At 37.7% G+C, this 24,191-nt stretch carries 28 protein-coding genes; 11 read left to right on the plus strand and 17 right to left on the minus strand.

Features of this window, described 5'->3' with window-relative positions:
• The first annotated feature begins 155 nt into the window (after window positions 1-155).
• From LG377_RS11090 to LG377_RS11100, 3 genes are all read left to right on the plus strand, one after another.
• Entirely contained in the window at window positions 156-632 is a 477-nt protein-coding gene (locus tag LG377_RS11090) for a hypothetical protein (protein ID WP_225744789.1), read from the plus strand.
• An 84-nt stretch (window positions 633-716) separates the two neighbouring features.
• On the plus strand, window positions 717-1,226 hold the full coding sequence (locus LG377_RS11095) for a general stress protein (RefSeq protein ID WP_225744790.1): 510 nt from the start codon (window positions 717-719) through the stop codon (window positions 1,224-1,226).
• Between the two features lie 37 nt (window positions 1,227-1,263).
• Window positions 1,264-1,719, plus strand: a complete 456-nt coding sequence (locus LG377_RS11100; protein ID WP_225744791.1) for a hypothetical protein — start codon at window positions 1,264-1,266, stop codon at window positions 1,717-1,719.
• 165 nt (window positions 1,720-1,884) lie between these two features.
• On the opposite strand, the gene LG377_RS11105 is transcribed toward LG377_RS11100, so the two are convergent.
• The 4 genes from LG377_RS11105 to abc-f form a co-directional block, all read right to left on the minus strand.
• Window positions 1,885-2,100, minus strand: a complete 216-nt coding sequence (locus LG377_RS11105; RefSeq protein WP_208559065.1) for a helix-turn-helix transcriptional regulator — start codon at window positions 2,098-2,100, stop codon at window positions 1,885-1,887.
• A gap of 10 nt (window positions 2,101-2,110) precedes the next feature.
• The gene (locus LG377_RS11110) at window positions 2,111-2,590 is read right to left on the minus strand and encodes a DUF2975 domain-containing protein (protein ID WP_225744792.1); all 480 of its coding nucleotides are present in this window, start codon (window positions 2,588-2,590) and stop codon (window positions 2,111-2,113) included.
• A 189-nt stretch (window positions 2,591-2,779) separates the two neighbouring features.
• Window positions 2,780-3,385 carry a histidine phosphatase family protein gene (locus LG377_RS11115; RefSeq protein WP_225744793.1) on the minus strand — a complete coding sequence of 202 codons (606 nt, stop codon included), beginning with the start codon at window positions 3,383-3,385 and terminating at the stop codon, window positions 2,780-2,782.
• Between the two features lies 1 nt (window position 3,386).
• Window positions 3,387-4,871, minus strand: a complete 1,485-nt coding sequence (gene abc-f, locus LG377_RS11120; protein WP_225744794.1) for a ribosomal protection-like ABC-F family protein — start codon at window positions 4,869-4,871, stop codon at window positions 3,387-3,389.
• A gap of 489 nt (window positions 4,872-5,360) precedes the next feature.
• On the opposite strand from abc-f, the gene LG377_RS11125 reads away from it, so the two are divergent.
• Together LG377_RS11125 and LG377_RS11130 are read left to right on the plus strand one after the other, a co-directional pair.
• Window positions 5,361-5,993, plus strand: coding sequence for a general stress protein (locus LG377_RS11125; protein ID WP_225744795.1), 633 nt, complete (start codon window positions 5,361-5,363; stop codon window positions 5,991-5,993).
• Between the two features lie 140 nt (window positions 5,994-6,133).
• Entirely contained in the window at window positions 6,134-7,078 is a 945-nt protein-coding gene (locus LG377_RS11130; RefSeq protein ID WP_225744796.1) for a YsnF/AvaK domain-containing protein, read from the plus strand.
• Window positions 7,079-7,196: 118 nt separating this feature from the next.
• On the opposite strand, the gene LG377_RS11135 is transcribed toward LG377_RS11130, so the two are convergent.
• Together LG377_RS11135 and LG377_RS11140 are read right to left on the minus strand one after the other, a co-directional pair.
• Window positions 7,197-8,192, minus strand: a complete 996-nt coding sequence (locus LG377_RS11135) for an LLM class flavin-dependent oxidoreductase (protein ID WP_225744797.1) — start codon at window positions 8,190-8,192, stop codon at window positions 7,197-7,199.
• Between the two features lie 146 nt (window positions 8,193-8,338).
• The gene (locus LG377_RS11140; protein WP_225744798.1) at window positions 8,339-9,085 is read right to left on the minus strand and encodes an alpha/beta fold hydrolase; all 747 of its coding nucleotides are present in this window, start codon (window positions 9,083-9,085) and stop codon (window positions 8,339-8,341) included.
• Between the two features lie 261 nt (window positions 9,086-9,346).
• Here LG377_RS11140 and LG377_RS11145 point away from each other — a divergent pair, with 261 nt between their 5' ends.
• Together LG377_RS11145 and LG377_RS11150 are read left to right on the plus strand one after the other, a co-directional pair.
• Window positions 9,347-10,240, plus strand: a complete 894-nt coding sequence (locus tag LG377_RS11145) for a glycine betaine ABC transporter substrate-binding protein (protein ID WP_225744799.1) — start codon at window positions 9,347-9,349, stop codon at window positions 10,238-10,240.
• Window positions 10,241-10,405: 165 nt separating this feature from the next.
• Window positions 10,406-11,809, plus strand: coding sequence for an aldehyde dehydrogenase family protein (locus LG377_RS11150; RefSeq protein WP_225744800.1), 1,404 nt, complete (start codon window positions 10,406-10,408; stop codon window positions 11,807-11,809).
• A 68-nt stretch (window positions 11,810-11,877) separates the two neighbouring features.
• On the opposite strand, the gene LG377_RS11155 is transcribed toward LG377_RS11150, so the two are convergent.
• The 3 genes from LG377_RS11155 to LG377_RS11165 all read right to left on the minus strand — a co-directional run bounded on the left by LG377_RS11155 (window position 11,878) and on the right by LG377_RS11165 (window position 14,349).
• Window positions 11,878-13,158, minus strand: a complete 1,281-nt coding sequence (locus LG377_RS11155) for an NAD(P)/FAD-dependent oxidoreductase (protein ID WP_225744801.1) — start codon at window positions 13,156-13,158, stop codon at window positions 11,878-11,880.
• A 154-nt stretch (window positions 13,159-13,312) separates the two neighbouring features.
• Window positions 13,313-13,720: a hypothetical protein gene (locus LG377_RS11160; protein ID WP_225744802.1), complete on the minus strand. Its 408-nt coding sequence runs from the start codon at window positions 13,718-13,720 to the stop codon at window positions 13,313-13,315.
• Between the two features lie 80 nt (window positions 13,721-13,800).
• Entirely contained in the window at window positions 13,801-14,349 is a 549-nt protein-coding gene (locus tag LG377_RS11165; RefSeq protein ID WP_225744803.1) for a DapH/DapD/GlmU-related protein, read from the minus strand.
• Window positions 14,350-14,497: 148 nt separating this feature from the next.
• Between LG377_RS11165 and LG377_RS11170 the strand changes: the two genes are divergently transcribed.
• Window positions 14,498-15,370, plus strand: a complete 873-nt coding sequence (locus tag LG377_RS11170; RefSeq protein ID WP_225744804.1) for a LysR family transcriptional regulator — start codon at window positions 14,498-14,500, stop codon at window positions 15,368-15,370.
• A 16-nt stretch (window positions 15,371-15,386) separates the two neighbouring features.
• On the opposite strand, the gene LG377_RS11175 is transcribed toward LG377_RS11170, so the two are convergent.
• The gene (locus LG377_RS11175) at window positions 15,387-16,253 is read right to left on the minus strand and encodes an AAA family ATPase (protein WP_225744805.1); all 867 of its coding nucleotides are present in this window, start codon (window positions 16,251-16,253) and stop codon (window positions 15,387-15,389) included.
• Between the two features lie 19 nt (window positions 16,254-16,272).
• Window positions 16,273-16,593, minus strand: a complete 321-nt coding sequence (locus LG377_RS11180) for a nucleoside triphosphate pyrophosphohydrolase (RefSeq protein WP_225744806.1) — start codon at window positions 16,591-16,593, stop codon at window positions 16,273-16,275.
• A 144-nt stretch (window positions 16,594-16,737) separates the two neighbouring features.
• Between LG377_RS11180 and LG377_RS11185 the strand changes: the two genes are divergently transcribed.
• Window positions 16,738-17,247, plus strand: a complete 510-nt coding sequence (locus LG377_RS11185) for a GNAT family N-acetyltransferase (RefSeq protein ID WP_225744807.1) — start codon at window positions 16,738-16,740, stop codon at window positions 17,245-17,247.
• A 359-nt stretch (window positions 17,248-17,606) separates the two neighbouring features.
• On the opposite strand, the gene LG377_RS11190 is transcribed toward LG377_RS11185, so the two are convergent.
• The 4 genes from LG377_RS11190 to pdxS all read right to left on the minus strand — a co-directional run bounded on the left by LG377_RS11190 (window position 17,607) and on the right by pdxS (window position 20,905).
• Entirely contained in the window at window positions 17,607-18,281 is a 675-nt protein-coding gene (locus tag LG377_RS11190) for a haloacid dehalogenase type II (protein WP_225744808.1), read from the minus strand.
• Between the two features lie 87 nt (window positions 18,282-18,368).
• Window positions 18,369-19,328, minus strand: coding sequence for a glutathione S-transferase family protein (locus tag LG377_RS11195; RefSeq protein WP_225744809.1), 960 nt, complete (start codon window positions 19,326-19,328; stop codon window positions 18,369-18,371).
• A gap of 114 nt (window positions 19,329-19,442) precedes the next feature.
• Entirely contained in the window at window positions 19,443-20,012 is a 570-nt protein-coding gene (gene pdxT, locus LG377_RS11200; RefSeq protein ID WP_225744810.1) for a pyridoxal 5'-phosphate synthase glutaminase subunit PdxT, read from the minus strand.
• Between the two features lie 2 nt (window positions 20,013-20,014).
• Window positions 20,015-20,905, minus strand: a complete 891-nt coding sequence (gene pdxS / locus LG377_RS11205) for a pyridoxal 5'-phosphate synthase lyase subunit PdxS (protein ID WP_225744811.1) — start codon at window positions 20,903-20,905, stop codon at window positions 20,015-20,017.
• Window positions 20,906-21,048: 143 nt separating this feature from the next.
• Here pdxS and LG377_RS11210 point away from each other — a divergent pair, with 143 nt between their 5' ends.
• Window positions 21,049-22,452, plus strand: coding sequence for a PLP-dependent aminotransferase family protein (locus LG377_RS11210; protein ID WP_225744812.1), 1,404 nt, complete (start codon window positions 21,049-21,051; stop codon window positions 22,450-22,452).
• Between the two features lie 57 nt (window positions 22,453-22,509).
• On the opposite strand, the gene LG377_RS11215 is transcribed toward LG377_RS11210, so the two are convergent.
• Window positions 22,510-23,049 (minus strand): GNAT family N-acetyltransferase, encoded by a 540-nt coding sequence (locus LG377_RS11215; protein ID WP_225744813.1) that lies wholly within the window; start codon window positions 23,047-23,049, stop codon window positions 22,510-22,512.
• 75 nt (window positions 23,050-23,124) lie between these two features.
• A complete protein-coding gene (locus LG377_RS11220) occupies window positions 23,125-23,280 on the minus strand; it encodes a hypothetical protein (protein ID WP_225744814.1) in 156 nt (51 codons plus the stop codon).
• Window positions 23,281-23,367: 87 nt separating this feature from the next.
• Here LG377_RS11220 and LG377_RS11225 point away from each other — a divergent pair, with 87 nt between their 5' ends.
• Window positions 23,368-24,003 carry a DUF3885 domain-containing protein gene (locus tag LG377_RS11225; protein ID WP_225744815.1) on the plus strand — a complete coding sequence of 212 codons (636 nt, stop codon included), beginning with the start codon at window positions 23,368-23,370 and terminating at the stop codon, window positions 24,001-24,003.
• Window positions 24,004-24,191: the final 188 nt, after the last annotated feature.

Here is a 24,191-nt window from a genome sequence, read left to right on the forward strand (position 1 = left end):
CTACACTTTGGGTGTGTTTATTTTACACAATTCAAAGACTTATAAAATATAGTTACTCCAACACTTTATTGAGTGCATATGAATTGTAAATCCTTTTTATGGTTTATATACTGGAAATCAAAGAAGCATTATATAGCTTTAAGGAGGAATTTTTAATGAGCAAATATGTAGACGGAACATATTCATCAATAAAAGAAGCGATCATAGCAATCAACGGGCTCGTTACAGACGGATATTCAAAAGAAGAAATGGTTTTAGTGGGTAACACTTCAACGCTCAAAGAAAATCATTCAGAAGAAGTTGCGGTAAATATTGAAGATTACGAATCTACTTCTTACAAAGAGCTATTAAGTGACCACAAAGATAAAATTGATTCAGGGCAACTGGTTTTACTTTACGACGAAGATTCCAGTCTTAATGATGACTTAGTCGCTGGAGACCATACTGATGAACCGAACCGCTCAGTTAAAGATAATGCACCAGACCCAGATTTAGACTCTACGGCTTCTTCAACAGATGATATCGGTAATAGCGACTCAGAGCACGTTTCAGCAGAAGATGATCAAGATTCTTCAAGTGATACCGTCAAAATCGACGATCATGATATCGGTGCCGGTCGACCTCTACAGTAATCTAGGCAGCCCTAAAAAATTGACAAACGATTAAACGGTTATTTTAAAATTTTTGTTTCTTATATAAAGGGGGAACTTTATTCAATGGATAAATTTATTGATGGTAGTTATGCAACAATTGACGACGCTCTTAAAGCGGTAATTGCGCTTTATACTCAAGGCTATGCAAAGGAAGATTTATTACTTGTTACCCATGATTCCAAAAAAGAAGAACTTTCTTCAAAAACAGAAGTCAAAGTGACGACCAAAGACTTACTGATGCAAGATGAGAATGATGCAGAGCAGTCAACGATGGAAAAAATCAAAGATACCTTAACACCTCAATCTGATTACGATCATTCAGAAGGGAAAAAAGTATCTGATTTGTTAACAGATTACGAAACAGACATTGAACAAGGCAACACCATCGTTTTGGCAGAACTCAATTCTGATGTAGACCGAGACCCTACAACGGATCCAACGAGTGGGTACGATAACCACAGTTCGATAGAAGATCCGGATATTAACCCTATCCCTCAAACAACTGACGGCTTCAAGAAAGATCAAGACCAAGACATTCATATTGATAATAACGATCTATTTCATCGACCATAATACTAGAAGCAAATGTAAATTTTAGGAGGAATATATTATGACTCATTTTGTAGAAGACAGTTACGCCTCTATGAAAGAAGCGGTTCAAGCTACAAATGCCATGGTGACTCGTGGCTATTCAAGAGAGGATATCACTTTTGTAACAAGTGAATCCAAAAAGTCGGAGCTTTCTGCAGATTTGGACATCAATATTTCAACAGACACATCTCACGAAGCTTTAGCTTCATACAAGGAAGACATTGAACAGGGTCAGCTTGTTGCGTTAGTAAAAGAGGATCCAAGTATTGATAACGATCAGAAAACTGGGACTACGAACGATGAGGCGGATAGTCCGGCAGAAGACCCTAACCCGAATTCTAATCTAACTACAGGTACAAACTCAGACACGATGCGTGATAACCCCACACCAGGTGATGTTCCAGTTGGAGATGATGACGATGCTCCCGGAAGTGTCCCCGTCGACGAAGACCACGATCTGACAAACGGACTTTAATTGATTATTTAAAAGAACGTCCACACAGTTCCCAGTGAACTTGCGTGTACGTTCTTTTGTACTTTCTGTATTCTTTTATATTCTTTATACTATTCCTATATCTTGTCCGCTGATTTTTTACAGAATCAAATTAAATTAAAGACATAGATACCTGTTACTTGTGCTTTATTTGATACTCGTCAGTCCATATTCAAGTATATCTCCTGGCTGGCATTCTAATACTTCACAGAGCTTTTCCAGAGTAGAAAAACGGATAGCTTTTGCTTTTCCATTTTTTAAGTTCGAGATATTCGCCATGGTGATACCTACTTTTTCTGAAAGCTCTGTAACGGACATTTTTCTTTTTGCTAATACTACATCTAAGTTTACGATAATTCCCATTATATTCTCCTCATATCGTTAAGTCATTTTCTAGTTTGTACGCTCTTGCATTCGAAAACAGAATATTCAAGACATCCGCAAACGCTACAATAACCGCAGAAAAAAATAAAAAGAACAGTCCTACTAGAATGAGTCCCGGTGCATCGTCTCGATCCGCTACTAAATACACGATTGGCAGTAGCAATAAGTAAATTCCTGTCATAATAGAGGCCGCATTTCTTATGTTCTTCAAGCAGCTAATGGTGCTCACGGAAAACGCTTCGTTTTCATCTATATGTACGATCAATTTGAAAGATTGAGCTAGCATGAACAAAAAGCAAACGCCTGTAATGATTAAAGCTCCTTGTGTCAATGGGTGTAAAATCGTCATGTGTGGCAGAGTGAACTGAAGTAAATTCGTAACCCAGGGTAAGACGAGAAAGTTAAATCCAATCGTTCCTAAAGCCAAAATTCCTAACGTAATTTTTAATACGATCGTCCTGATTTTCATGATTCATCTTCTTTCTTTAGTGATTTACTGAAAACTATATCATTCATATAACTGAATAACAACAGATAATTATCGTTAATCGACAAACTTAAAAGTTTTTTTAATAATTTGACAGAATGAGGACACTTTACTATCAACATAAAATAAGAAAAAGACAGAAAGTGTATGCTTCACTCTCTGTCTTATTGCTCAATTCTTTTTATAGCTTCCGTCGTTGATCTTGTTGATGACAACTTTCCCTGAATCCATGATTGTGATTTGAGAAACGCCACCTGTTTTCCCAGAAAACGTCAACTGATCCAAATGCTCTACTTCGTATCCTAAGAACATAGAGTGAAACTGTGTCAGAATATCTCCATGCGCAACAATAAGTGCATCCCCTTTTTCAATAAGCTCGTTATAAAAGGGTGACAGTCGCTCCCATGAGTCTCGCTTAGACTCCGCTGATGGAAAGAGCTTATCTTCCACGGATTCTTCATGCTTAATGATATTGTCTTTTAGCCACTTAACAGATTTTCCACAAGCTTCTCCTAAATTCCGTTCTCTTAATCGTTTTTCCTTTTGTATTGTAATCTCTAGAATTTCTGCTAGGGGGGCCGCTGTTTGGATTGCTCTTTTCAAGTCCGAAGAATATAAATCAAATCCCGTCAGATCTATTTCTTTAGTTAAAGCATCTGCGATAGTTTTCGCTTCAGTCTTTCCTTTTTCTGTTAAGTCCCAATCTGTCCATGATCCAATCATCCCATTTGTGTGATGAACAGATTCAGTATGTTGGATTGTTATAATTGTCTGCAAATTACTCTCCCCTTTTATTTACGACCTCAAGATTCAGTTTTCTGTTTTCGATCTTCCAAATCTGATCGGCCATATGATCCATAAATCGTTGATCGTGACTAGTGAAAACAATTGTTCCAGGATAAGCAATCATCAATTTCTCTAGCGCTTCTATCGTTTCAAGATCAATAAAATTTGTTGGTTCATCTAGTATCAAAATATTACTAGAAATCGAAAACATTTTGGCAAGAACCAATTTTGTTGCTTCTCCTCCACTTAACGACTGGACAGGTTGTTGCAACTGATTATCTAGAAAGCCTAGGTTATGGGCAATAGCTCTTACGAGCGCTTCTGAATAATCTGAATCTTTTGATAGATACTGGAAAAGAGTTTCCTGTTTCTCTAGATAATAGTCCATCTGATTGTACGTAGATATTTCAGCTTTTGGAGACATGACAATTCCAGAACCATTTGCCAAGATATACTGAATCAAACTTGTTTTGCCAGATCCATTATTTCCTGTAATCCCAATTCTTTTACCTAGAGGAAATTGAAAATTGATCTTTTCTAATAAAACCTGATTCCCTTTGACTATCGTTACCGCTTCTCCTCTAATTGGAAACCGATTATACATTTTCAAATTTTCTAATACTGGAAATTGCAAAGCTCGGTAAGCACTCGGCTTCTCAACTTCCTCTAATTTTTCGATTCTACTATTGATTGCTTTTACCGTTTTATGGGCTGACTTCTGAACAGTATCTTTTTGCTTTGAGGAAGACAAACGACTAGGTTTGATTCGTCTATTTTTCTGCTTTTCACTAACTTGGTTCAACTTGGTTGCTTGTCTTTGCTTTTTATCTACTGTACGCTCTAATCGATTTTTTTCTTTTACGTAAAGATTATGCTTTTGTTTCTGTTCTTCTAATTCCGCTTCTTTTTGAACTTCATATTGGCTAAAATTTCCTTTATAGACTGTTACTTTTCCTGACTCTACTTCCCATATCGATGTAACCGTAGCATCTAGAAAGGCTCTATCGTGGCTAACAATCAATGCTGTTCCATAAAAGTATTGAAGTTCTTCTATCAAGAATCTTCTTCCTTTTGTATCTAAATGAGTCGTCGGTTCATCCAGTAAGAGTCCGCCAGTATAACGAGAGAATAAATTTACTAACTTCAAACGAGATACTTCTCCTCCGCTGTAAAAATCCGAGGAATGAGTAGGTATGTTTAACTTGCCAAGTAACTCAGGATCCGTCATTTCAAAATCGATTCTCGTTCCTTTTTCTATTTGGGCAAAGTACTGGAACTCAATAGATTTCTCAATTTTTCCACTGTCTTGTTCTATTTCTCCAGCAATCATTTTGACTAAAGTACTTTTTCCCTGACCATTTCTCCCAATTATTCCAATCTTCTCATTCTCATATACGGTGAGGTGATTAATCGAAACCACCTCTCTGCTGTTGTAACTTTTCATTACATCTTTCATTTCTAAAACTAATTTTTCCATAGATAAACACTCCTTTTTTAAAGTCGTGTTCTATACTACAGAGGGAGGTCTGATCCCTTACATCAATGTACACAAAAAAGAGATAGCTCACTACCTCTTCAAAGTAACTATATTTTCCAGATGGAAGAAAAATGTGCAGACTGCTCCCTTGTATCTGTCGTAAAAAACAGGACCTTGAATTGTTATTTAATTAACGATTCAAAGCCACAGTGCGCAATCTTATCGAAGCCATTCTTCTTCCCTCCCCACTTTCATTATTTCTAGAATAGCAAATCTGATAGCGCTTTTCAATGATTACTATTCCTTAACTATCCTCCGTCTCTACTCAGTTTGTTGAATTAATATTAAAATTATTTCTATTAAATGTCCTAAAAATGTAATAAAAATAACAAACATTCAATAGAAGGCATATAGTTTGTATAAAATCTCTATGCTCCTTATACTTGCCATATAACCAAATATTGCAACTATCAATAGGAGGAATTACAAATGAGTCATTTTATCGAAGGAGTCTATTTAACCGTACAAGAATTAGAAAAAACAGTCGACACTTTGCTTACACAAGGATACGATAAAAAGGATATGACAATCGTTGCTAGTCATGACACTAAAGATGGATTAGACACAGACATTCCTGTTAGCGTATACGGAGATGGAGAGAAAGAAGAATCCATAATGGATAAAATCAAAGACGTCTTTTCTAGTTCAGATGAAAAGCATACAGACGATGCTGACCAGAAAATGCTAAGTAATTATGAAACTGAACTTAATAATGGACGTTTAATTTTACTAGTAGAAGAAAATGACAATGTGGTTCGCGAAACTTCTAACAAAACAAATTCAACAAATTCATCAGATGCTCCAGTCGTTGACACAGTCAATCAAGGCGCGGATATCGTTGTGGATGAAGATGAACATACTTCTCCAAATCATTCCATTACTCCTGCGGATCATCCGGATATTGATCCAACAGATCCCGCTCATAATAGTGGAACGAGTAATAACCCTAAGGCAGATACTCGTCCTGATCATGGAACTCCGAGTCAAGATCATATATCTGTTGAACCAGGCAAAGCTTCAAGAGACTCTTCTGTAGATGATCCTAACCATTCTGGCCGCTAATCACTGACGATTTCCATATAATTTATAATAGAGATCAATCAACAAGCGTTTTATTTGAATCTATTCAGCCTAGTTCATATACTGATGGCGTACTCAAATTAATCATATATCTATATAAAATTAATAGGAGGAAACAAATCATGACTAAATATGTTCAAGGAACTTACGTAACAGCAGAAGAAGCAAATACCGCGGTAGATTCACTGATTGCTCAAGGATATGATAGTAGTGATATTACTTTAGTATCTAATGGTACTACAAACAGTAACTTATCAACAAATGTTCATTCTAAAGTATATGGTAAAAGTGATACTGAAGATGAATCTTTCATGGACAAAGTAAAAGATGTGTTCACCGGTGAAACAAATGATTCTTCAAACAATACGACAGACTCTGAAAACGATGTATTGAACCGTTACACTGATGAAATCAATAATGGCCGAATCGTTGTTTTAGTAGAAGAAAATTCAGATGTGGATAGAGTATCAGATGAAGCTTCTCTTGAACCAGTTGGAGATACTACCGTAGATCCAACTATGGATAGCTCAGATGTTATCGTTGGATCAACAACTGACCCAGCAATAGACCCTACCGTAGATCCAACGCTCGACACAACAAATGAAGCAGCTCTGAATTCAGTAGATCGCACACCTGAAGTGGATGCTACAAGTACTGACTCAAGTAAAGAAAAAATTCAACTTCAAGAAGAGCAAGTAGATGTAGATACAAACGAAGTACAAACTGGCGAAGTACATGTTCAGAAAAACGTAACGGAAGATACAAAAACGATTGAAGTTCCCGTTAAACATGAAGAAGTTACTGTTGAAAAACATGCTGTAACAGATGGTAAACCTGCAGAAAACACTTTAGATGATAACGAAGACATTTCAATCCCAGTTACAGAAGAACAAATCGAAGTCACTAAACATCCTGTCGTTACAGACGAAGTCGTCATCAACAAAGAAACAAAAGAAGATACTAAACAAGTATCTGAAACTGTTCGTAAAGAAGATGTTGACATCAACACAGATGGAAACGTTGATGTTGAAGACGAAAAAAATGACGGATTTAACAACCGTCCATAAAACAATCAATTTTGACTGAAGCAGTAATCTTACTGCTTCAGTTTTTTTACGTATTTTGAAAATAGAAAAAAGGAAGGAGACTTGAATACGTCTCCTTCCTTTTTCAGCTCTAATTCTTTTAAAGCATTTCCTTAGCTAACAATCGGTACGCATTTAATCTTTGTTCTTGAGAATGCGCAATACTGCAGATCATTGCTTCTTGGAATCCATATTCTTCTGCATCCTGACGTAACTTATCTGCTACTTCTTTTGCTGTTCCGACCAGATGAATCTGACGATTCGTTTGAATCCCAACTTTTTCTTCTTCAGACAATTGATAATCTTTCGCTTCTTCAGGTGACATCAACTGTTCCATTCTACCTTGAGCTAAATGAATGCGCGCAATATCTTGAGGTTTTGCCTGATATTCTGCTTCTTCTTTTGTTTCAGCTACCGTCACTAGATAGGCTACATTGATTTCAGGTTTTTCCATAAAAGCGGAAGGTTTGAAGTGATATCTATATAACTCAAAGATTTCTTTACGCATAGATCCCAGCATAAAGAATTGAGCAAATGAATACCCCATACCTCTACGTCCTGCTTCAATCGCACTGTTCCCACTAGATCCCAGTAACCATGACTCTGGCAATACAACCTTTTGAGGCGTCGCAATCGTATGCTTATATAATAACTCTTCTGGTACTTCGTCTTTCATTAACGTCAACGTTGTATCCAGTTTTTCATATAAATGATCAAAATTCGGATTATTTCCTTGAGATAAAGCGTAAATGGATCGCTGATCCCCACCTGGCGCACGGCCTACTCCGAAATCAATTCTACCTGGTGCAAGTGCGCTCAAGGTTTTAAATACTTCTGCCATTTTTAAAGGTGAATAATGCATAATCATCGTGCCACCAGTACCTAAGCGGATGCGATTTGTTTTAGCTGCGATATAAGCCGTGATGATTTCTGGTGCTGAACTTGCAAATGCATCACTTCCATGGTGTTCTGCAAGCCACATACGGTCATAGCCTAGTTCTTCCGCAACTTGTGCAAGTTCTACAGCATACTCTAGCGCGTTTTGTGGCATTTTCCCACCTGTAATTGGTGCTTGGTCCAATACACTTAATCTCATTCTTTTAAACAACCTCTCTTTTTACTTACTTTTAGTATACCATCAAATGAAGGATCATTCATAGGGAATGGATTAGACTCACGTAAGAACCAGGAGTAGATTTATTAGAAAAAGGATTTCCTCTTATAACCAATCCATTAAATTGATCAGTTACTTAAGCTCATTTCATCTACAAAAAACGCTGTGATCATTTCCATTGTAGTCACTTTGACAAGATGTTTTTCATCTTCATTTACAAACGTCAGATTTGCATCTGGATTCTCCGCAACAAATTCTGCCGCATCGCTATACGGTACGACTTTATCTTCTATTCCGTGCCAAAACAACATTGGTCTACCGGCTAACGTTTCGGGTCTTAAAGACAGATCATAAAACGGAATCCATGCTAACAAATTTTTATAGTCTTCTGGAACATATCTACCTGCTTCAGTAGCATACTCATAAATTCGTTCTCGATAATGAACGGGTTTGGGAGAACCCATTACACAAGCAGCTGTTTTAATTTCTGGATGATTCGTCATCAATGCACAAGTCGTAATCCCCCCCATAGAAACACCACCTACCCCAATTCGATCATCCGCTAATCCTAGTTTTTTGAAATGATTAATCAGAGATCCAAACTCAAAGAGATTCGCTTGAATACTCTGCCAGAAAGTCAACGAAGGCACTTGAATGATAGGCTGTTTCCGCTCTCCATGATTTGCTGCGTCCGGCAATAATACTCTAAACCCCGCTTCTGCTAATTTACGTCCTTGCGTTAGGACCAATTCTTTGGATGACTGCCATCCATGGTAATAAATGATTAATGGCCGTAATTGGTTTCTTTTCTCTCTTTCTACAACTTCAAGTATTGGAACATTTCCGATACTTCTTTTTCTGATCATCAATTTCATATTGTTCCACCTCGATTATAAGAATACAGTAAACAATTGGCTTAGAACAGTTTAGCGTTCTAAAATCCAAAGTTTTTTTATACTTGTATGAGAAACTCCTCACTCTAACTAAAATTCATAGAATATATTTTGATGTGGGTAATTATTTATGATAGGCTAGTAAAATCTGTGTAACCACTTATCAGATGTACGATAAAAAAGCGACTTTCCTGAGGATTCAACATCCTTAGTTTAACGAAGCACAACTCACTGGAGGAAACGATGAAAAAAGCATCATTCAGGTTTCTCTCTCTTACGGCTCTTTCCTTACTTATGGCTGCCTGTGGAGATAGAAAACCCCGAGAAGAAATGAATCTTGGAGAACAAATGGACTTTACGATTACTGGAATGGAACCTGGATCCGGTATCGCTGAAACATCTCGAAAAGCACTAGCAGCATACGATAACTTAGAGGGCTGGGAAATTCATGAAAGCTCAACTGCAGGTATGCTTATTGCATTAGATCAGGCTACGAAACGCAAGGAGCCTGTAATTATTACGGGGTGGGCACCACATTTTATATTTGAAACTTATGACATCAAGTTCTTAGAAGATCCAAAAAATGTTCTTGGAGATGCCGAGGATATCCATACGATGGCACGCCTTGGTTTAAAAGAAGACAAACCAGAAGCTTATGCTTTTCTGGAAAACTTCAACTGGACCGTTGAAGATATGCAGGCTGTTATGGTCGACGCTATCGACGTAGAATTTGAGGAAGCATCTGAAACTTGGATTGAAGAGAATCGAGACATGGTGGAAAGCTGGACTGAAGGCATCGATCATGTAGATGGAGAGTCTTTTAATCTTGTCTCTTTCCCTTGGGATACAGAGCGCGCTTCCAGTCATGTTGTCGAAGCTGTCCTAGAAGAATTAGGTTACAAGGTTACGACGACTAATGTTGATCCCGCGATCATGTTCAAGGCTCTCGCTGCTGGAGAAACAGATGCAACGGTCGCTGTCTGGTTACCAACGACTCAAGCGCCTTTAATCAAAGAGTATGCCGGTCAATTGGATGACTTGGGTGTTAACCTTCATGGTACTCAAGTTGGTTACATTGTCCCTGCTTATATGGATATCGATTCTATAGAAGATTTACCCGCATATGTAGAAGAATAATCTTATTTAATCGAGAAGGCCTAGTGAACATACTCACTAGGCCTTTTTTAGCACGCTCGTTTAGTATTCTATCCTAGTTCCATGTAAACAATTTAATTTCACAAGGTCTTTCGGTTGGTTTTTTAGACAACTTTTTACATAATAGTACTAAGGAGCTGATTTTAAGTGAAAGAACAAACCCTTTATTATAATGGAGATTGGCAAAAAGCCCAATCAACCGATTATACAGAAGTTATCAACCCAACAACTGAAGAAACGATTGGAAAAGTCGTTAACGCTAACCAGAAGGACGTTGATTTGGCTGTTGCTTCAGCTAAATTCGCGTTCAAAGAATGGAATCAGACGAATCCTGATGTTAGAGCAGATTATGTAGAAAAATTGTTGAATGGTATAAAAGAACGTAAACAAGATCTTATGGATATTATGATCAAAGAATTAGGTACTTCTCATGTCTTTGCTGATAGCACTCAAGTTGGTTTAGCTGTCGCAGAAATGTCAGCAACTATTGAAGAAATCAGAAATTATGATTTTGAAGAAGATGTAGACAATGCCACTGTCATCAAAGAAGGTTTTGGTGTCGTTGCTTGTATTACACCATGGAATTATCCACTAAATCAAATTCAAAGAAAAATTACTCCTGCCTTGCTTGCAGGAAATACGGTAGTTGTTAAGCCACCAAACTTAACGCCAATGACGGCTTTACTTCTAGCAGATATCGCGCATGAGGTTGGTTTCCCTAAAGGTGTATTCAACTTGATCACAGGAAACGGGAGTGAAACAGGCGATTACCTTACAGGTCACCCTGACGTTTCTGTGATCTCGTTCACTGGGTCAACTAAAGTCGGATCAAGCTTGTATGAAAAAGCTAAAACCAATATCAAAAAATTGGTCCTCGAACTAGGCGGTAAGTCTCCTATGGTTTATCTTAAAGGTGGAGACCTTGAATTGGCTGTTAAAAATGCAGCGGACACTGTACTGCATAACCAAGGTCAAACGTGTTCTGCATTAACACGACTTTTTGTACCTAAAGATGAACTTGAACGTACAAAAGAAGTCATCAAAGACTACTATAAGGACATCAAAATTGGAGATCCAGCAGAAGAGGATACCATCGTTGGGCCATTAGTTTCAGAAGGTCAAATGGAAACGGTATTGGATTATATCGAAAAAGGTAAAAAAGAAGGCGCAGAAGTCCTAATTGGTGGCAACAAAATGGACCGTAAAGGGTATTACGTTGAACCCACGGTCTTCGTTAATGTTACCAACGATATGACAATAGCCCAAGAAGAAATCTTTGGACCTGTACTCGTTGTGATTACCTATGATTCCGTTGAGGAAGCGATCGAGCTTGCTAACGATTCTATCTACGGATTATCCGGTGGAGTTGTTGGACCCGAAGAAGAAGCTGTTAAAGTCGCTCGTCAGTTGCGTACAGGTAACATCGCAATTAACGACGCAGAACGCTCACCTAAAGCACCATTTGGTGGTTACAAACAGTCTGGTTTCGGTCGAGAAAACGGCCTTTACGGCGTTGAAGACTACTTCGAAATCAAAGCGATTTTCAGATAAATCGGATTTATAATAGAAGAACCCGAGTTGCGTGTATTTACACAACTCGGGTTCTTCTATTATATTTTTTACTCAATAAGCTCTTTTAGTAATTGTCTAACTGCATATTTTCCTGATAGAACAGCGCCTTCCATAAATTGAGGAAACGCTGGGGCTAATTCGGTACTGGCAAATACGATGTTTTGGTAGGGTTCTTTCAGTGTATGTTTTGCATCGAGAGCTCCTCCATAATGCGTGATACCACCATAACCTCCACCATAGTAAGGCGAATCCACCCATACTTTCTCTTCTATCGACTTGTAATCCTCGACACGCTCGCCCAAAACTTGCGCTAAACGATTGACTGCAAATTCTATTCTTTCATCATGTGATACGCGCGTAAGTTCAATCGCTTTATCGCCACCAACAAACATGGTCAAGCGATTTTCTCCTAGTTTCTTAGAAGATTCCATTACATTGACGCCTTCTTCTTCTCCAAACAAAACCCCAAACAACTTCTTCTTTTCACCATTGATTGTGATTTCACGCCAGAAGGGCTCTTCATAGGTAAAGGTTAACTTGATAACTGCCCCATCTATAAAACTATTCAGTGCAGGCTGAAATTTCTCTTTAAGTCTTTCACTAAACTGAATACGACGTGCTACAGTAGGTGGAACAGCGACAATCACAGCTTTTGTTTTAAAGGTCTGTCCTGTTTTCGATAAGACAGCATAGCCATCTTCCACTTCGCTAATTTCTTTGACAGGCTCTTCAAACAAAAGATTCGCCTTTGATATATCTACTAGATGGTCAATCACCTGACTCAAAGGACCCGAAGCTTGATATTTCACTTCATCTTCTTCCAGCGTGATATTTCCAATTAACCGCTTCAGTGCTTTTGGATTAATGTAATCGCTACTTACTGTAAATTCCGAAGCCACTAAACTCTTCATTGCTTTCGCTTCAACTTCATCTTCGATAGCCTCATCCACGACTTCAGATAAAGTATGGTTTTTTCTGAATGAACGATCTTCCAATAATTTTGCGTGATGATCAAAATCAATATGACCGACTTCATCTTTTGTTTCATTGATAATAATAGCGTCTTCTACTATATACGTATCGTCTAGTTTCATACCCGATTCTTTGATTAGCTGAACCATCTCAGTCATATCATCATTAACAAACTGAGCACCCAGTTCAACGTAACTTGAGCGATCTTCTGAGACTTTCGACTGTACTTTTCCCCCAGCTCGATCAGTTGCTTCAAGAAGTTTATACGATAATCCTTTTTCTTTTAAAGATCTAGCAGCGGATAGGCCAGCTAGTCCAGCGCCAATCACTATGACGTCCAATTGTTCCTGATTCATCTTTCCACTCCTATAACAGGTTTTATTTAATCAACTCCAAGACTATCAAGTTCCCACTACTAAAGCAAAAAGAAAGACTTTGGTTGTTATTTGCCTATTACTGTTGTATTGAAGAATCATTTCATTGTTAGACACATTATCTTGCTAGTCATAATTAATATTTATTCCACAAAGTTCTTGTTAGTATATATTCTTCCAGTGTCCAATCTTTCTGGTTCAATCGTTTCTTTTGTTCCTTATCTAAATTGATAATAGACTCTAATTGGTCTTCGAGCAGCTCTTCGTCTTGCAAGCTCAAACTACCAATGTTAACGAAATCTAAAATCGCATGTTTACTTATCCTACGCTTAATATAGTCGATTGATTCAATCAAAAAGTAATCCGCAAGTACGATATCTGATTCAATAAGTTCATAGACATTTTGATCTTCCAACTCAATGTAAGATAATTGAATAGTATTCTTATACATGTTCTGATTATAATTTTCGCACAATCTCTTCAGTTTACTGCTCCCAGGTGAATTTTTTGTTGTTAATAATATAACGAGATATTGTTTTAACAAGCTGGCTACCTCCTTAAAATTCTAAAGTACGTTTATACTTTACACCTTAAAGTTGCCTTTAAGGCAAGTAGGCATGTCATCTATTTAATTATTTTAGCTGGAGTACCACCCACAGTTGTATTCGCCGGAACATCTTTGGTAACTGTTGCATTAGCAGCAATGATTGCATTCTCCCCAATCGTTATACCCGGTAAAATGGTTGCTGCAGCACCTATCCAAACGTTTCTCTCTATTTTTATAGGGGATGTAATAATGCCTCTGCGATGATTAGGATCTTTTATATGATTAACAGTCAATAAATTTACTCTCGAACCAATCAGCACATCATCTTCTATTGTAATTCCACCTAAATCCACAAATGTTGCATTCTGATTGATAAAAACATTTTTACCTAATTTAATATGTTTTCCAAAATCTGTATAGAATGGGAGTAATACTGTTACCGACTCATCTATTTCTTTACCCATTATTTTCCCGAGTAATCTATTTGTACTTTCTTTCGAGCGATGGTGTGTATTGAGTTCCATAACGTGTTTTTGATTTTCATCCTGTATTCTATCAATTGTCCTAAAAAGCGCATGATTTACTCTTATTTCCTTACCTGATACTTGTTTTAATAATGAGTCCATTTGTAGGTCTCCTTTTCCAATAAGTTATCTTCAGTGTATCCTACATTTTAAAATATGTATAATACTTATATACAATAGATAGATATAGCATTTAGTTATACTAAACAGAATTAGATGAATAGTTATAGAAAAGTAGGAGGATTATATAATGGAGTTTCGCGTCTTGAGTTACTTTATGGCCGTGGCGAGAGAAAAAAATATTAGTAAAGCTGCGAAGAGTTTACATTTGTCTCAACCAACTTTATCTAAACAATTAAAAGGACTGGAAAACGAGCTGGGGGTCGTTCTTTTTGAAAGAGGAAATCGTGAAATCAAACTTACTGATGATGGAATTTTTTTGTATAACCAAGGGAAAAATATCCTTTCTTTAGTCGACAAAACAACTAGCAATTTAAAACAAGGAAAAGAACTTACTGGAGATCTATATATTGGAGCTGGAGAAACAAGAGTAATGAAACTTATAGCTCATACCCTAAAAAAGCTCTTACAAAACCATCCAGCGATTAAGCTACATTTCTATAGCGGTAACGCAGATGATGTTATGGATAAATTAAATAACGGTGTACTGGATTTTGGAATCGTCATTAATCCAACCGACAAACGGTTATATCATTCTATCGTTTTGCCTGAGAAAGATCGATGGGGTCTATTAATCCATAAACTCCATGCACTTTCTCAAAAGAAGAAGATTCTTTCAGATGATTTGATTGATCATCCTTTATTCGTTTCTCGTCAATCTCTAGTTGATGATCAGATTACTGAATGGCTTGGTGGGAATAATGATTATCTTAGTATCGTAGGTAATTATAACCTCTTATACAACGCTTCGCTTATGGTGGAAGCAGAAATTGGCAGCGCACTATGCTTAGAAGGCATTTTACAAGATTCTTCTACTTTAAAGTTTATTCCCTTATATCCTAATCTTTATTCATCGTTGAGTGTAATTTGGAAGAAAGATCATCCGTTGTCCAGTGTAGCTCAATCTTTTTTAGAAGAGCTTAAGAATCGCAATGATTCTTAAGCTCTTCTTATAAGCGTTAATCATTTTCTTTGAATGCATCCTCATGTTTCTTAAAAAAAGACCGATAGACCCTTACTTGCTCCAACTCTGTCCATTTTCTTGTTTCAACTGGATCTTGATCTAAATCATAAATTTTAGCATGATTCATCGCGAGAAAAAATGGAGAATGCGTTGAAATAATAAATTGGCAGTTAAAGAAGCGTGCGGCATCTTCAATATATTGTTTTAATTCTAACTGCTTCGTAGGTGACAAACTATTCTCTGGTTCATCTAGAAGATAAAGTCCGTTCTCTTCAATTTTTTCTATAAAATATCGAAAGGCACTTTCACCATTTGATTGTTCTCGTACGTTTTTCATTAAATTATCTCGAATGTATTTTGATTGCGTCTTTCTTCTCGCTTCATTCATTTTCTTTAACTGATCGTAGTCCTCCAGTGAACGGAGTTGAAAGTTAGCACGTTTGATATCTAAATACTCTTCAAACATTTCCGATCTTTTTTCATCTACTGCTTCATTCACAGAACGAAGCGTCAGAATAAAATCAAAAACGTCATCACTTGTAATGATTCTCTTGAAATCAGGCTGCTCAAAAGTCTCCTCAGTTTCACAAAATTCTAAGTACTTTGGAAAAAAAGAAGATTTATTGTAAAGTGCATCTCTTTCTGCTTCTATCTTTTCTGCAATGATATTCAAGGCAGTCGTTTTCCCTGAGCCGTTTCCACCGTAAAGAATCGTAATCGGCTCAAAGTCTAAACGCTCCAATCCTCTTTTCGCTAGCACTTGAAAAGGATAATAGGAGGAATAGACTTTCCTTTTTACTTTGCAAATGAAGTACAAACTTTCTACTTCATGATCTGGAAATGTGATGTTTTTGATATACATTTCATGTGCCCCTTTGTATTTATTCAGTAGCAATCAGCATAATTCTGTTTTTGAATCCACCACGCTCTGTTAGCTTTTCTAACCGCCTTTTTTCTAGACTTTCTACTGATTGCTTATGTACACCTGCCAAACTATGAATCACTTCTATAATATCTGAAAGTTCCTCAATACATGAATCATCATTTTCAGCTAACAGATATTCATTTACTTCTTCTTTTAGTTTTTGCCTAAGTTTCAACCTATATTCATTCTCGTTCAAGACTTTAAAATGGCCTATTTGTCCATTGTTTTCAAGAATTTGAGGAATATTGTCTCTTACAAGTTTGTTATAATTTTTCATTGTTTTCTCTCCTTTCTACTCGTTCATATTTACGTTACGGACTTCCTTATTAAGTATAATAACATTTGTATCAGAAAATTTTCCTCTAATTATTTTTTTGACCGTATTTTAGTTTATAATCTATAGTGGGAAGAGGAGGATATTATGATAACGATTAAAGAGATTACAAACATCACAACTGAACAAGCAGAATTAGTGGACTTGTTTCAAGAAGTCGTAGCTTCTGGCGCGGCGATGAACTTTCTACACCCAATGAGCGAAGAGACGGCTATTAAATACTGGAACGGTGTACTATCAGAGCATGTTCGATTGTTCGTTGCTTTATTAGACGAAGAAATCGTAGGCACGGTTCAATTACAGATGAGCGACAAAGAAAATGCTCCTCATCGCGCCGAAATCGCTAAGTTGATGACCCATCCAAAAGCACAACGGAAAGGTGTTGCCAGAACCATTTTGCAACACGTCTTAAAAGTAGCTGAAAAGGAAAAGAGAACTTTACTGCTATTAGACACAGAAAAAGAAGGACCCGCAAATGCTCTTTATCAATCGGAAGGATTTGTTTTGTACGGTGAAATTCCTGCTTATTCTCAAGATCCTTTTGGTGTTTTTAAAGACGGAAATTGTTACTACAAATATTCTCCGCAGACTAGCTAATAACTGAAAGAAAAGAGGTATGTTTTAATGTTTAAAAACCCCTATTTTCTAACATTTTTAAATATTGTAATATTTTCTGGTTATATCTTTGTTGGTATCCCAAGAGGAGATTTCATTACGCTGCTAATCGTCAGCTCACTGTTGGTCAGTCATTTAAATGGATTCAGAAAAAACTGGAATGTATATACACGTTATACGCAAATAATGTCTTTTATCTTTACAGTGCTGGTAGTTACTTACATCTTTGCAACGTTGTTTTCTTTCTTTTAAAAGTCATTTTTCCAAAAATAAAAAGCATCTAAATGATAGATTTTGGATGCTTTTTATTTTACTTTGTTTGAATAAAGTATTTCTATTGACTATTTTTGGTTCTGAAGAATTTCTTCTACAAGCTTCACGAGGTTATCGTTTGAAAAGTCAGGATCTGGGTAATAAGGATTGAATTGCGTATCTTTTCGTTTGATATAAGCTGTTTTGAGTCCGGCTTTTTTAGCACCAAACAGATCCCAGTCATGAGTCGCTACCATCACTGTTTCTTGCGCAACTAAAGCTTGTTCATTCAATACATAATTATAAATTTCTTTATAGGGTTTATATCGTTTCACAGCGTCTACTGAGTAGTAATGATCTACTTGGTTAATAATTCCAGCATTGGTTAATTGCTTCTCGACCATCTCTTCTGATGAATTCGTGACGGCAATAACAGTTAATTCGTTATCTTTTAGCAACTTCAACGCTTCTTCTACATCATCATAGGCCGGTAGTTCTTGAAATGCATCGAGGATATCGTTTTTAATATCTTCTGTTAGCTCTTTACCATTTTCCATAAACAGACTTTCAAGAGCTGCTTTTGTTAATTTACTGAAGTCTTCATACTCGTTCAGTCCACCTAGTACCGTTGAGGAATGAAGAACCGTTTTGAACCAGTAAGCCATCGCAAAGTCTCCGTCAAAGTGCTGGTCGAATTTCTCTTTCAGTAAATTTAGGTTTAATAACGTTTCGTTCATATCAAATAAGACCGTTTTAATCATCATTATCATCTCTTTCTCTGTTTTATTCTCGTCAGCAGTATAACGCAAAAAGCTATCTTTCCGAAGAAAGACAGCTTTTTGATTAGTATCTTATTTGTCTAAACTGAAGTCCAGTTCTGGTCCTTTTGGTACAATGCCATTTGGATTGATTTGTTTATGACTACGGTAATAGTGCTTTTTGATATGGTCAAAGTTGACCGTCTCTTTTACACCAGGTTCATTGTACAATTCTCTTGTGTAACGCCATAAGTTTTTATAGTCTACGATTCTTTTGATGTTACATTTGAAGTGACCGTGATAAGCACTATCGAAACGGATCAAAGTCGTAAATAAACGCCAGTCTGCTTCCGTGATTTCGTCTCCTACTAGGTAGCGGCTATGTTCTAGTCGTTCTTCAATATCATCTAAGGCATCAAATAATGTTGTGACTTCTTTTTCATAAACCTCTTGAGTTGTGGCGAAGCCAGCTTTGTAGACACCGTTGTTGATTGTGCCATAAACTTTTTCGTTGATTTCATCAATCTCTGTCATTTTGTTTTCTGGAAGAAAGTCTTTATCATTTGCACCCACTTCGTCGAAAGCTGAATTCAACATGCGCATGATATCTGCGGATTCGTTATTGACGATTTTATTTTGTTTTAAATCGTATAATACAGGTACAGTTACGCGACCACTGTATTCAGGTTCAACATGTGTATAAATCTGATACAGATAATCTGCATGGATAACCGGATCTTGGATGACACCTTCTTCTTCCTCAAATGTCCATCCATTTTCTCCCATCAACGTATTGACAACAGAAATTGAAATCATGTCTTCTAGTCCTTTTAGACTGCGCATGATTAATGCGCGACTAGCCCATGGACAAGCGAGTGAAACATATAAGTGATAACGACCTGGTTCTGCTTTAAATCCAGCTTCTCCAGTCGGACCTGCGCTACCGTCCTTTGTAATCCAGTTTCTAAATTGTGACTCCTCCCGAATAAATTCGCCTTCGTCATTATTGTAATCCCATTTGTCGTACCATTTCCCTTTAACTAATAGTCCCATAAGCGACCCCTTTCAAGAGTTATACCGTTTTAAAATCGTTCTACTTCTAGTATAAGTCTCGAAATCGAAATAAACAAATAACTTTAATGAAATTTTTAAAAGGTCCGAAGCCAATCAACACTTCTTCAAGAAATAAGCCAAAACCGTATCGTCTTCTGTTAATTCAGGATGATGCGCCGTTACCAGTACATTATCTTGTTCAGCTGCAACGATTTTATCGTCTATCCTTGCTAGGACTTTAACATTTGATCCCACTGACTGGATATAAGGTGCTCGAATAAAAACGGCTTCTACTGGTTGTTCGATGCCTTTGAAATATAGTAACGTTTCAAAGCTGGCCACTTGTCTACCGAAACCATTACGCTCCACTTCCATCTCGATAAAGCCCAAGCGAAGATCGGTTGTTTCGTGACTGTTGTCTGTACTGCATAAAATCAGTCCGGCGCACGTTCCAAATATCGCTTTTCCTTCTTGATAGACCTGTCGTAATCGTTTTTCCAGTCCTTGTTCCCGAATCAGGCGTCCGATAGCGGTTGATTCTCCTCCTGGAATAATAAGGCCATCCAACTGATCGAAATCCTTTTCCGTTTTGACGGAAACAGCTTGAACCCCTGACCTTTTTAGCGCTTCAAGGTGCTCTGTGACAGCGCCTTGTAAACTTAAAACCCCGATTCTTTTCGTCATAGTTATCTGCCTCTTTCTTGCATCCGTTCGCTTTCTTGTAGGTGGCTGATTTCGATCCCTTTCATCGGCTCGCCCAAGTCTTTAGACAGTTCCGCAAGCAATGCATAGTCTTCATAATTTGTCGTTGCTTGAACGATTGCGCGTGCAAATTTTTCTGGCGATTCTGATTTGAAGATACCGGACCCGACAAAGACGCCGTCCGCTCCCAGACTCATCATCAGTGCCGCATCTGCTGGTGTCGCTACACCACCTGCCGCAAAGTTTACGACTGGTAACTTTCCTAATTCTTTGATTTCTTTTACCAATTGATACGGCGCGCCCAAGTCTCTAGCGAATGTCATCAATTCATCATCAGATTTTGTCGATAACAAACGAATTTGGCTATTCACTTGTCTCATGTGACGAACCGCTTCAACAATATTTCCGGTACCGGGTTCTCCTTTGGTTCTCAGCATAGATGCGCCTTCACCAATTCTTCTCAGTGCTTCGCCTAAGTCTCGACAACCGCAGACGAAAGGCACAACATAGTCTGATTTCAGTAAGTGGAATTCTTCATCGGCTGGCGTGAGTACTTCACTTTCGTCAATATAGTCGACACCCATTGCTTCTAGGATTCTCGCTTCTGAAATGTGTCCAATTCTTGCTTTCGCCATGACCGGTATGCTGACCGCATTCATCACTTCTTCAACGATAGTTGGATCCGCCATGCGCGCAACCCCACCTGCTTTACGAATATCAGATGGTACACGTTCCAATGCCATAACAGCTACCGCACCCGCTGCTTCTGCGATGCGTGCTTGTTCTGCATTGATGACATCCATAATGACACCACCCTTTTGCATTTGTGCCATGCCACGTTTCACTCGTTCACTACCGATTACTTTTTCATTCATGTTCCATGTCCCCCAATTTTTTATCTTTCTTAATGATTGTCAGTATACAAAAAGAGGAAGCCTCTCCCTACATCCAATTGGACGATAATTAACCCATCCAATTTTGTGGTAGAATAATAAAAAATCAGAAAGGAACTTTTATTATGGAAAACTGGTCTCTTCCAGAAACAAAAACCAAGCCACTGTATCAAGAAATCATGTTATTGATAGAAGAAAAGATTCGGTCCGGTCAGTTAGCAGCTGGAGAACGATTGCCAGCCGAACGCAAACTGGCTGAAGCATTAGATGTAAACCGGTCAACAGTGATTCGTGCAATGGAAGAATTGACTGCTCAAGGTGTTTTGACGAGAAAAAAAGGGAGCGGTACGTTTGTAAATCCAGATAAATGGGGCTTACAAATGCGTCCGATGATCAATTGGGGTACAGCACTGACCACTGCACATCTAAAAAGAACCTCTCCTTATCAGCAGGCCGCAGAACGTATGAAAGTTCAGTTTCCAGAAACAGTGCTAGACCTCTCAAACGGTAGCTTACGTTCTGATCTTCTTCCTGAACTTCACGCACCAAGTTTATCTTGGAAAGAACTTGTTGAGCAGGAAAAAGCCCAATTAGCCGTCGCTCATGGTATAAAAAGCTTACGAGAAAGCGTGCAGCGTCATCTGAAGCGCACTTATCAAATCGATGTCCCGCTCGAAGAGATCCTAATTACTTCTGGTACGCAAAATGCCTTGTTTCTGATTACGCAAGGACTTCTGAAACCGGGAGATACAATCGGAATAGAGGCACCTTCTTACTTCTACTCTCTGCGCCTATTTCAAGCTGCGGGTCTTCGGATCGTGCCGATCAAGATGGATCGCGAAGGGATGACGATTAAGGGACTGCAGGAGGCTTCTTTGAATCATTCTTTGAAGATGGTCTTTTTGAATCCTATTTTCCAAAATCCGACAGGTTTGGTTATGAGTGCGAAGAGAAAGGCTGAGATACTGGATTATTGTTTATTGAAGCGGATTCCAATTGTTGAAGACGATGCTTATGGTGGATTGGCGTTTGACGAAGATATGGATTATCTTCCGCTAAAGCAACTCGATACGGCGCAGCAGGTTATTTATTTGGGAACGATGTCTAAACTGGCTGGACATCATTTGCGTGTTGGCTGGATGGTGGGTCCGCAAGCTGTACTAAAGGAACTGGCAGATATTCGATTGCAAATTGATTCTGAGGTCAGTTTTCTTCCTCAATTTATGGCAGATGCTTTTTTGAGAAATGAACTTGAAGATCATTTACAATTTGTTAGAGTTGAGCTGGCGAAAAGAGCTCGAGCAATGGAAGACTGGTTGCGTGAACAGTTTGGGGACACGATCGCTTTCGAACCTGCCAGAGGCGGTTTTCATCTTTATTGTCGCTTCCCTGGTCGTTCAAAAGAAGAAGTGGAACAGTTATTGATGGCCTTACTCGACCAGCAGATCATTGTGTCAGAAGGCGAAAAGTTTGGTGATTTGACGAATGGGTTTCGATTGAGTTTTATTCATTTCAAATTGCCCCATTAATCGAAAAAAAATCTCGAAGGATTTAGGTTGTCATCCTACTTCGAGATCTTTTTTATTCTAAACTTTTTTCCATTCCTCAAATAATAGCCCGTAATTGTAAACATCTAGCCATTTACCGTCTTGAAACAGACCTTCGCGGTCGACGCCTTCTCTTTGGAATCCAATTTTTTCGTAAACTTTGATTGCTGGTTCGTTGTTACTGTGTACGCTTAATCGTATTTTGTGAAGTCCTAACTCATAAAAGGCAAACTTACAGATGGTATGCACGGCATCTGTTGCGTATCCTTTTCCTCTGTTAGATGCCGGAACGATTGCGAGTCCTAGTTCAGCTCCTCTATTTTTGAATTGTACATCAGATAAGGATACCCAGCCTACAAATTCGCTAGAAAATCGTTCTCTGATGGCAAACAGAAAGCGTTCATTACTGTCACTATCTCCCTGAAAGGTTTTCCATGCTTCTTCATTCCAAGGATGAAAGGTATCCCAGCTAATATTGCGTAAAAATTCATTGTCCCACTGGTATTGCGTCAGCATCCCGAAATCTTCTTCCTCAAAGTGTGTAAAGGCAACTTTTTCTCCTGATATGACATTTTCCATATGTATACGCTCCTTTTTTTATAAATAATCTTAGTAGCATTATTAAAGAACGATTTTTTAAAATTTCAATTCAATCTACGGCGTATTCACAAAGCTATAAAGCAAGAAACCAATAAATCCTAGAATCAAGATGATTACCACGATAAACAGCAAGGAAAACACACCAAAACAGGAATATCCCTTACCTTTATACAATTGCTTTTCATTCTCTTCTTCAAATGAATTATGCAATTCACATTTCTCCTCTCCATTAAACAATCTTTTGTCTTAATACGGTATACTAAACTAACGTACGAATCAAACTTACGAGGTGTTTTGATGTATTTAGATGATTTCATGCAACAGCATTTTCCTAATCTAGAACTTTATCCCTCCTTATTTTATAAATGGGGAATTGGGATTCGATATGAACTTGGGCAAGAGAAAAATGATTCACTAGAGTCTTATTTATACGATGCCTATAAACGAGCGAAGACCCTTTTTGAATTTCTCCATCAGCCTGACGATACTATACTTATTGTAATAGATGTCTCAGATAAGGAAACCGGGAAACCATTCGAACGTCAACTTAAGAATTTTGCTCCTTATGTAGACAAACATCTATTATTCAAGATACAGTATCAGCAGCTTCACTCTACCGATTTAGAGGATGATATCGACCCGTTCCCAGTTCACAGATTCACCTTACGTTGTCAAACGGCTGAACTCCAGTATGCTCCTATGCTTAAAGCACTCTGCAATCAGGATTTCAGCATACAACCGAGCTTGTCTCACTTTGTTTACTTCATTAATATAAACAAGAAAACCATTTTCCAAGTGTATGATGACCGTGGCTGTGATGTAATCGCTCGTTCTCCAGATGCTTTGAAAGAAGCTTATACGACCTTTAATGATTGGATTTTAGATTATGATCGACTGAAAATCGATAACACTTTTCGTCGAATATCGGTTTAAGATTTTCAAAAAGATAAATAGTAGAATCTAAAAACCGATCTTCACCCTCATTATAGCGATTTGATTAATCGCAAACTACAAAGAAATAAAATGGATCTCACGAAAAACTTATAAGATATTTTCTTATAAAATGAGATAAGATTTTACATTTATTTAGCTTATACTCTCTTAAAAAGCATTTTACTTGG

Origin of the sequence: Marinilactibacillus sp. Marseille-P9653 (assembly GCF_916618885.1) — a bacterium.
Classification (GTDB): Bacteria; Bacillota; Bacilli; order Lactobacillales; family Carnobacteriaceae_A; genus Marinilactibacillus.

Coding starts and splice junctions, on each gene's coding strand:
- LG377_RS11090 (WP_225744789.1), top strand. CDS start 156: ATGAGCAAATATGTAGACGGAACATATTCATCAATAAAAGAAGCGATC.
- LG377_RS11095 (WP_225744790.1), top strand. CDS start 717: ATGGATAAATTTATTGATGGTAGTTATGCAACAATTGACGACGCTCTT.
- LG377_RS11100 (WP_225744791.1), top strand. CDS start 1,264: ATGACTCATTTTGTAGAAGACAGTTACGCCTCTATGAAAGAAGCGGTT.
- LG377_RS11105 (WP_208559065.1), bottom strand. CDS start 2,100: ATGGGAATTATCGTAAACTTAGATGTAGTATTAGCAAAAAGAAAAATG.
- LG377_RS11110 (WP_225744792.1), bottom strand. CDS start 2,590: ATGAAAATCAGGACGATCGTATTAAAAATTACGTTAGGAATTTTGGCT.
- abc-f (WP_225744794.1), bottom strand. CDS start 4,871: ATGGAAAAATTAGTTTTAGAAATGAAAGATGTAATGAAAAGTTACAAC.
- LG377_RS11125 (WP_225744795.1), top strand. CDS start 5,361: ATGAGTCATTTTATCGAAGGAGTCTATTTAACCGTACAAGAATTAGAA.
- LG377_RS11130 (WP_225744796.1), top strand. CDS start 6,134: ATGACTAAATATGTTCAAGGAACTTACGTAACAGCAGAAGAAGCAAAT.
- LG377_RS11135 (WP_225744797.1), bottom strand. CDS start 8,192: ATGAGATTAAGTGTATTGGACCAAGCACCAATTACAGGTGGGAAAATG.
- LG377_RS11140 (WP_225744798.1), bottom strand. CDS start 9,085: ATGAAATTGATGATCAGAAAAAGAAGTATCGGAAATGTTCCAATACTT.
- LG377_RS11145 (WP_225744799.1), top strand. CDS start 9,347: ATGAAAAAAGCATCATTCAGGTTTCTCTCTCTTACGGCTCTTTCCTTA.
- LG377_RS11155 (WP_225744801.1), bottom strand. CDS start 13,158: ATGAATCAGGAACAATTGGACGTCATAGTGATTGGCGCTGGACTAGCT.
- LG377_RS11165 (WP_225744803.1), bottom strand. CDS start 14,349: ATGGACTCATTATTAAAACAAGTATCAGGTAAGGAAATAAGAGTAAAT.
- LG377_RS11170 (WP_225744804.1), top strand. CDS start 14,498: ATGGAGTTTCGCGTCTTGAGTTACTTTATGGCCGTGGCGAGAGAAAAA.
- LG377_RS11175 (WP_225744805.1), bottom strand. CDS start 16,253: ATGTATATCAAAAACATCACATTTCCAGATCATGAAGTAGAAAGTTTG.
- LG377_RS11180 (WP_225744806.1), bottom strand. CDS start 16,593: ATGAAAAATTATAACAAACTTGTAAGAGACAATATTCCTCAAATTCTT.
- LG377_RS11185 (WP_225744807.1), top strand. CDS start 16,738: ATGATAACGATTAAAGAGATTACAAACATCACAACTGAACAAGCAGAA.
- LG377_RS11190 (WP_225744808.1), bottom strand. CDS start 18,281: ATGATGATTAAAACGGTCTTATTTGATATGAACGAAACGTTATTAAAC.
- LG377_RS11195 (WP_225744809.1), bottom strand. CDS start 19,328: ATGGGACTATTAGTTAAAGGGAAATGGTACGACAAATGGGATTACAAT.
- pdxT (WP_225744810.1), bottom strand. CDS start 20,012: ATGACGAAAAGAATCGGGGTTTTAAGTTTACAAGGCGCTGTCACAGAG.
- pdxS (WP_225744811.1), bottom strand. CDS start 20,905: ATGAATGAAAAAGTAATCGGTAGTGAACGAGTGAAACGTGGCATGGCA.
- LG377_RS11210 (WP_225744812.1), top strand. CDS start 21,049: ATGGAAAACTGGTCTCTTCCAGAAACAAAAACCAAGCCACTGTATCAA.
- LG377_RS11215 (WP_225744813.1), bottom strand. CDS start 23,049: ATGGAAAATGTCATATCAGGAGAAAAAGTTGCCTTTACACACTTTGAG.
- LG377_RS11225 (WP_225744815.1), top strand. CDS start 23,368: ATGTATTTAGATGATTTCATGCAACAGCATTTTCCTAATCTAGAACTT.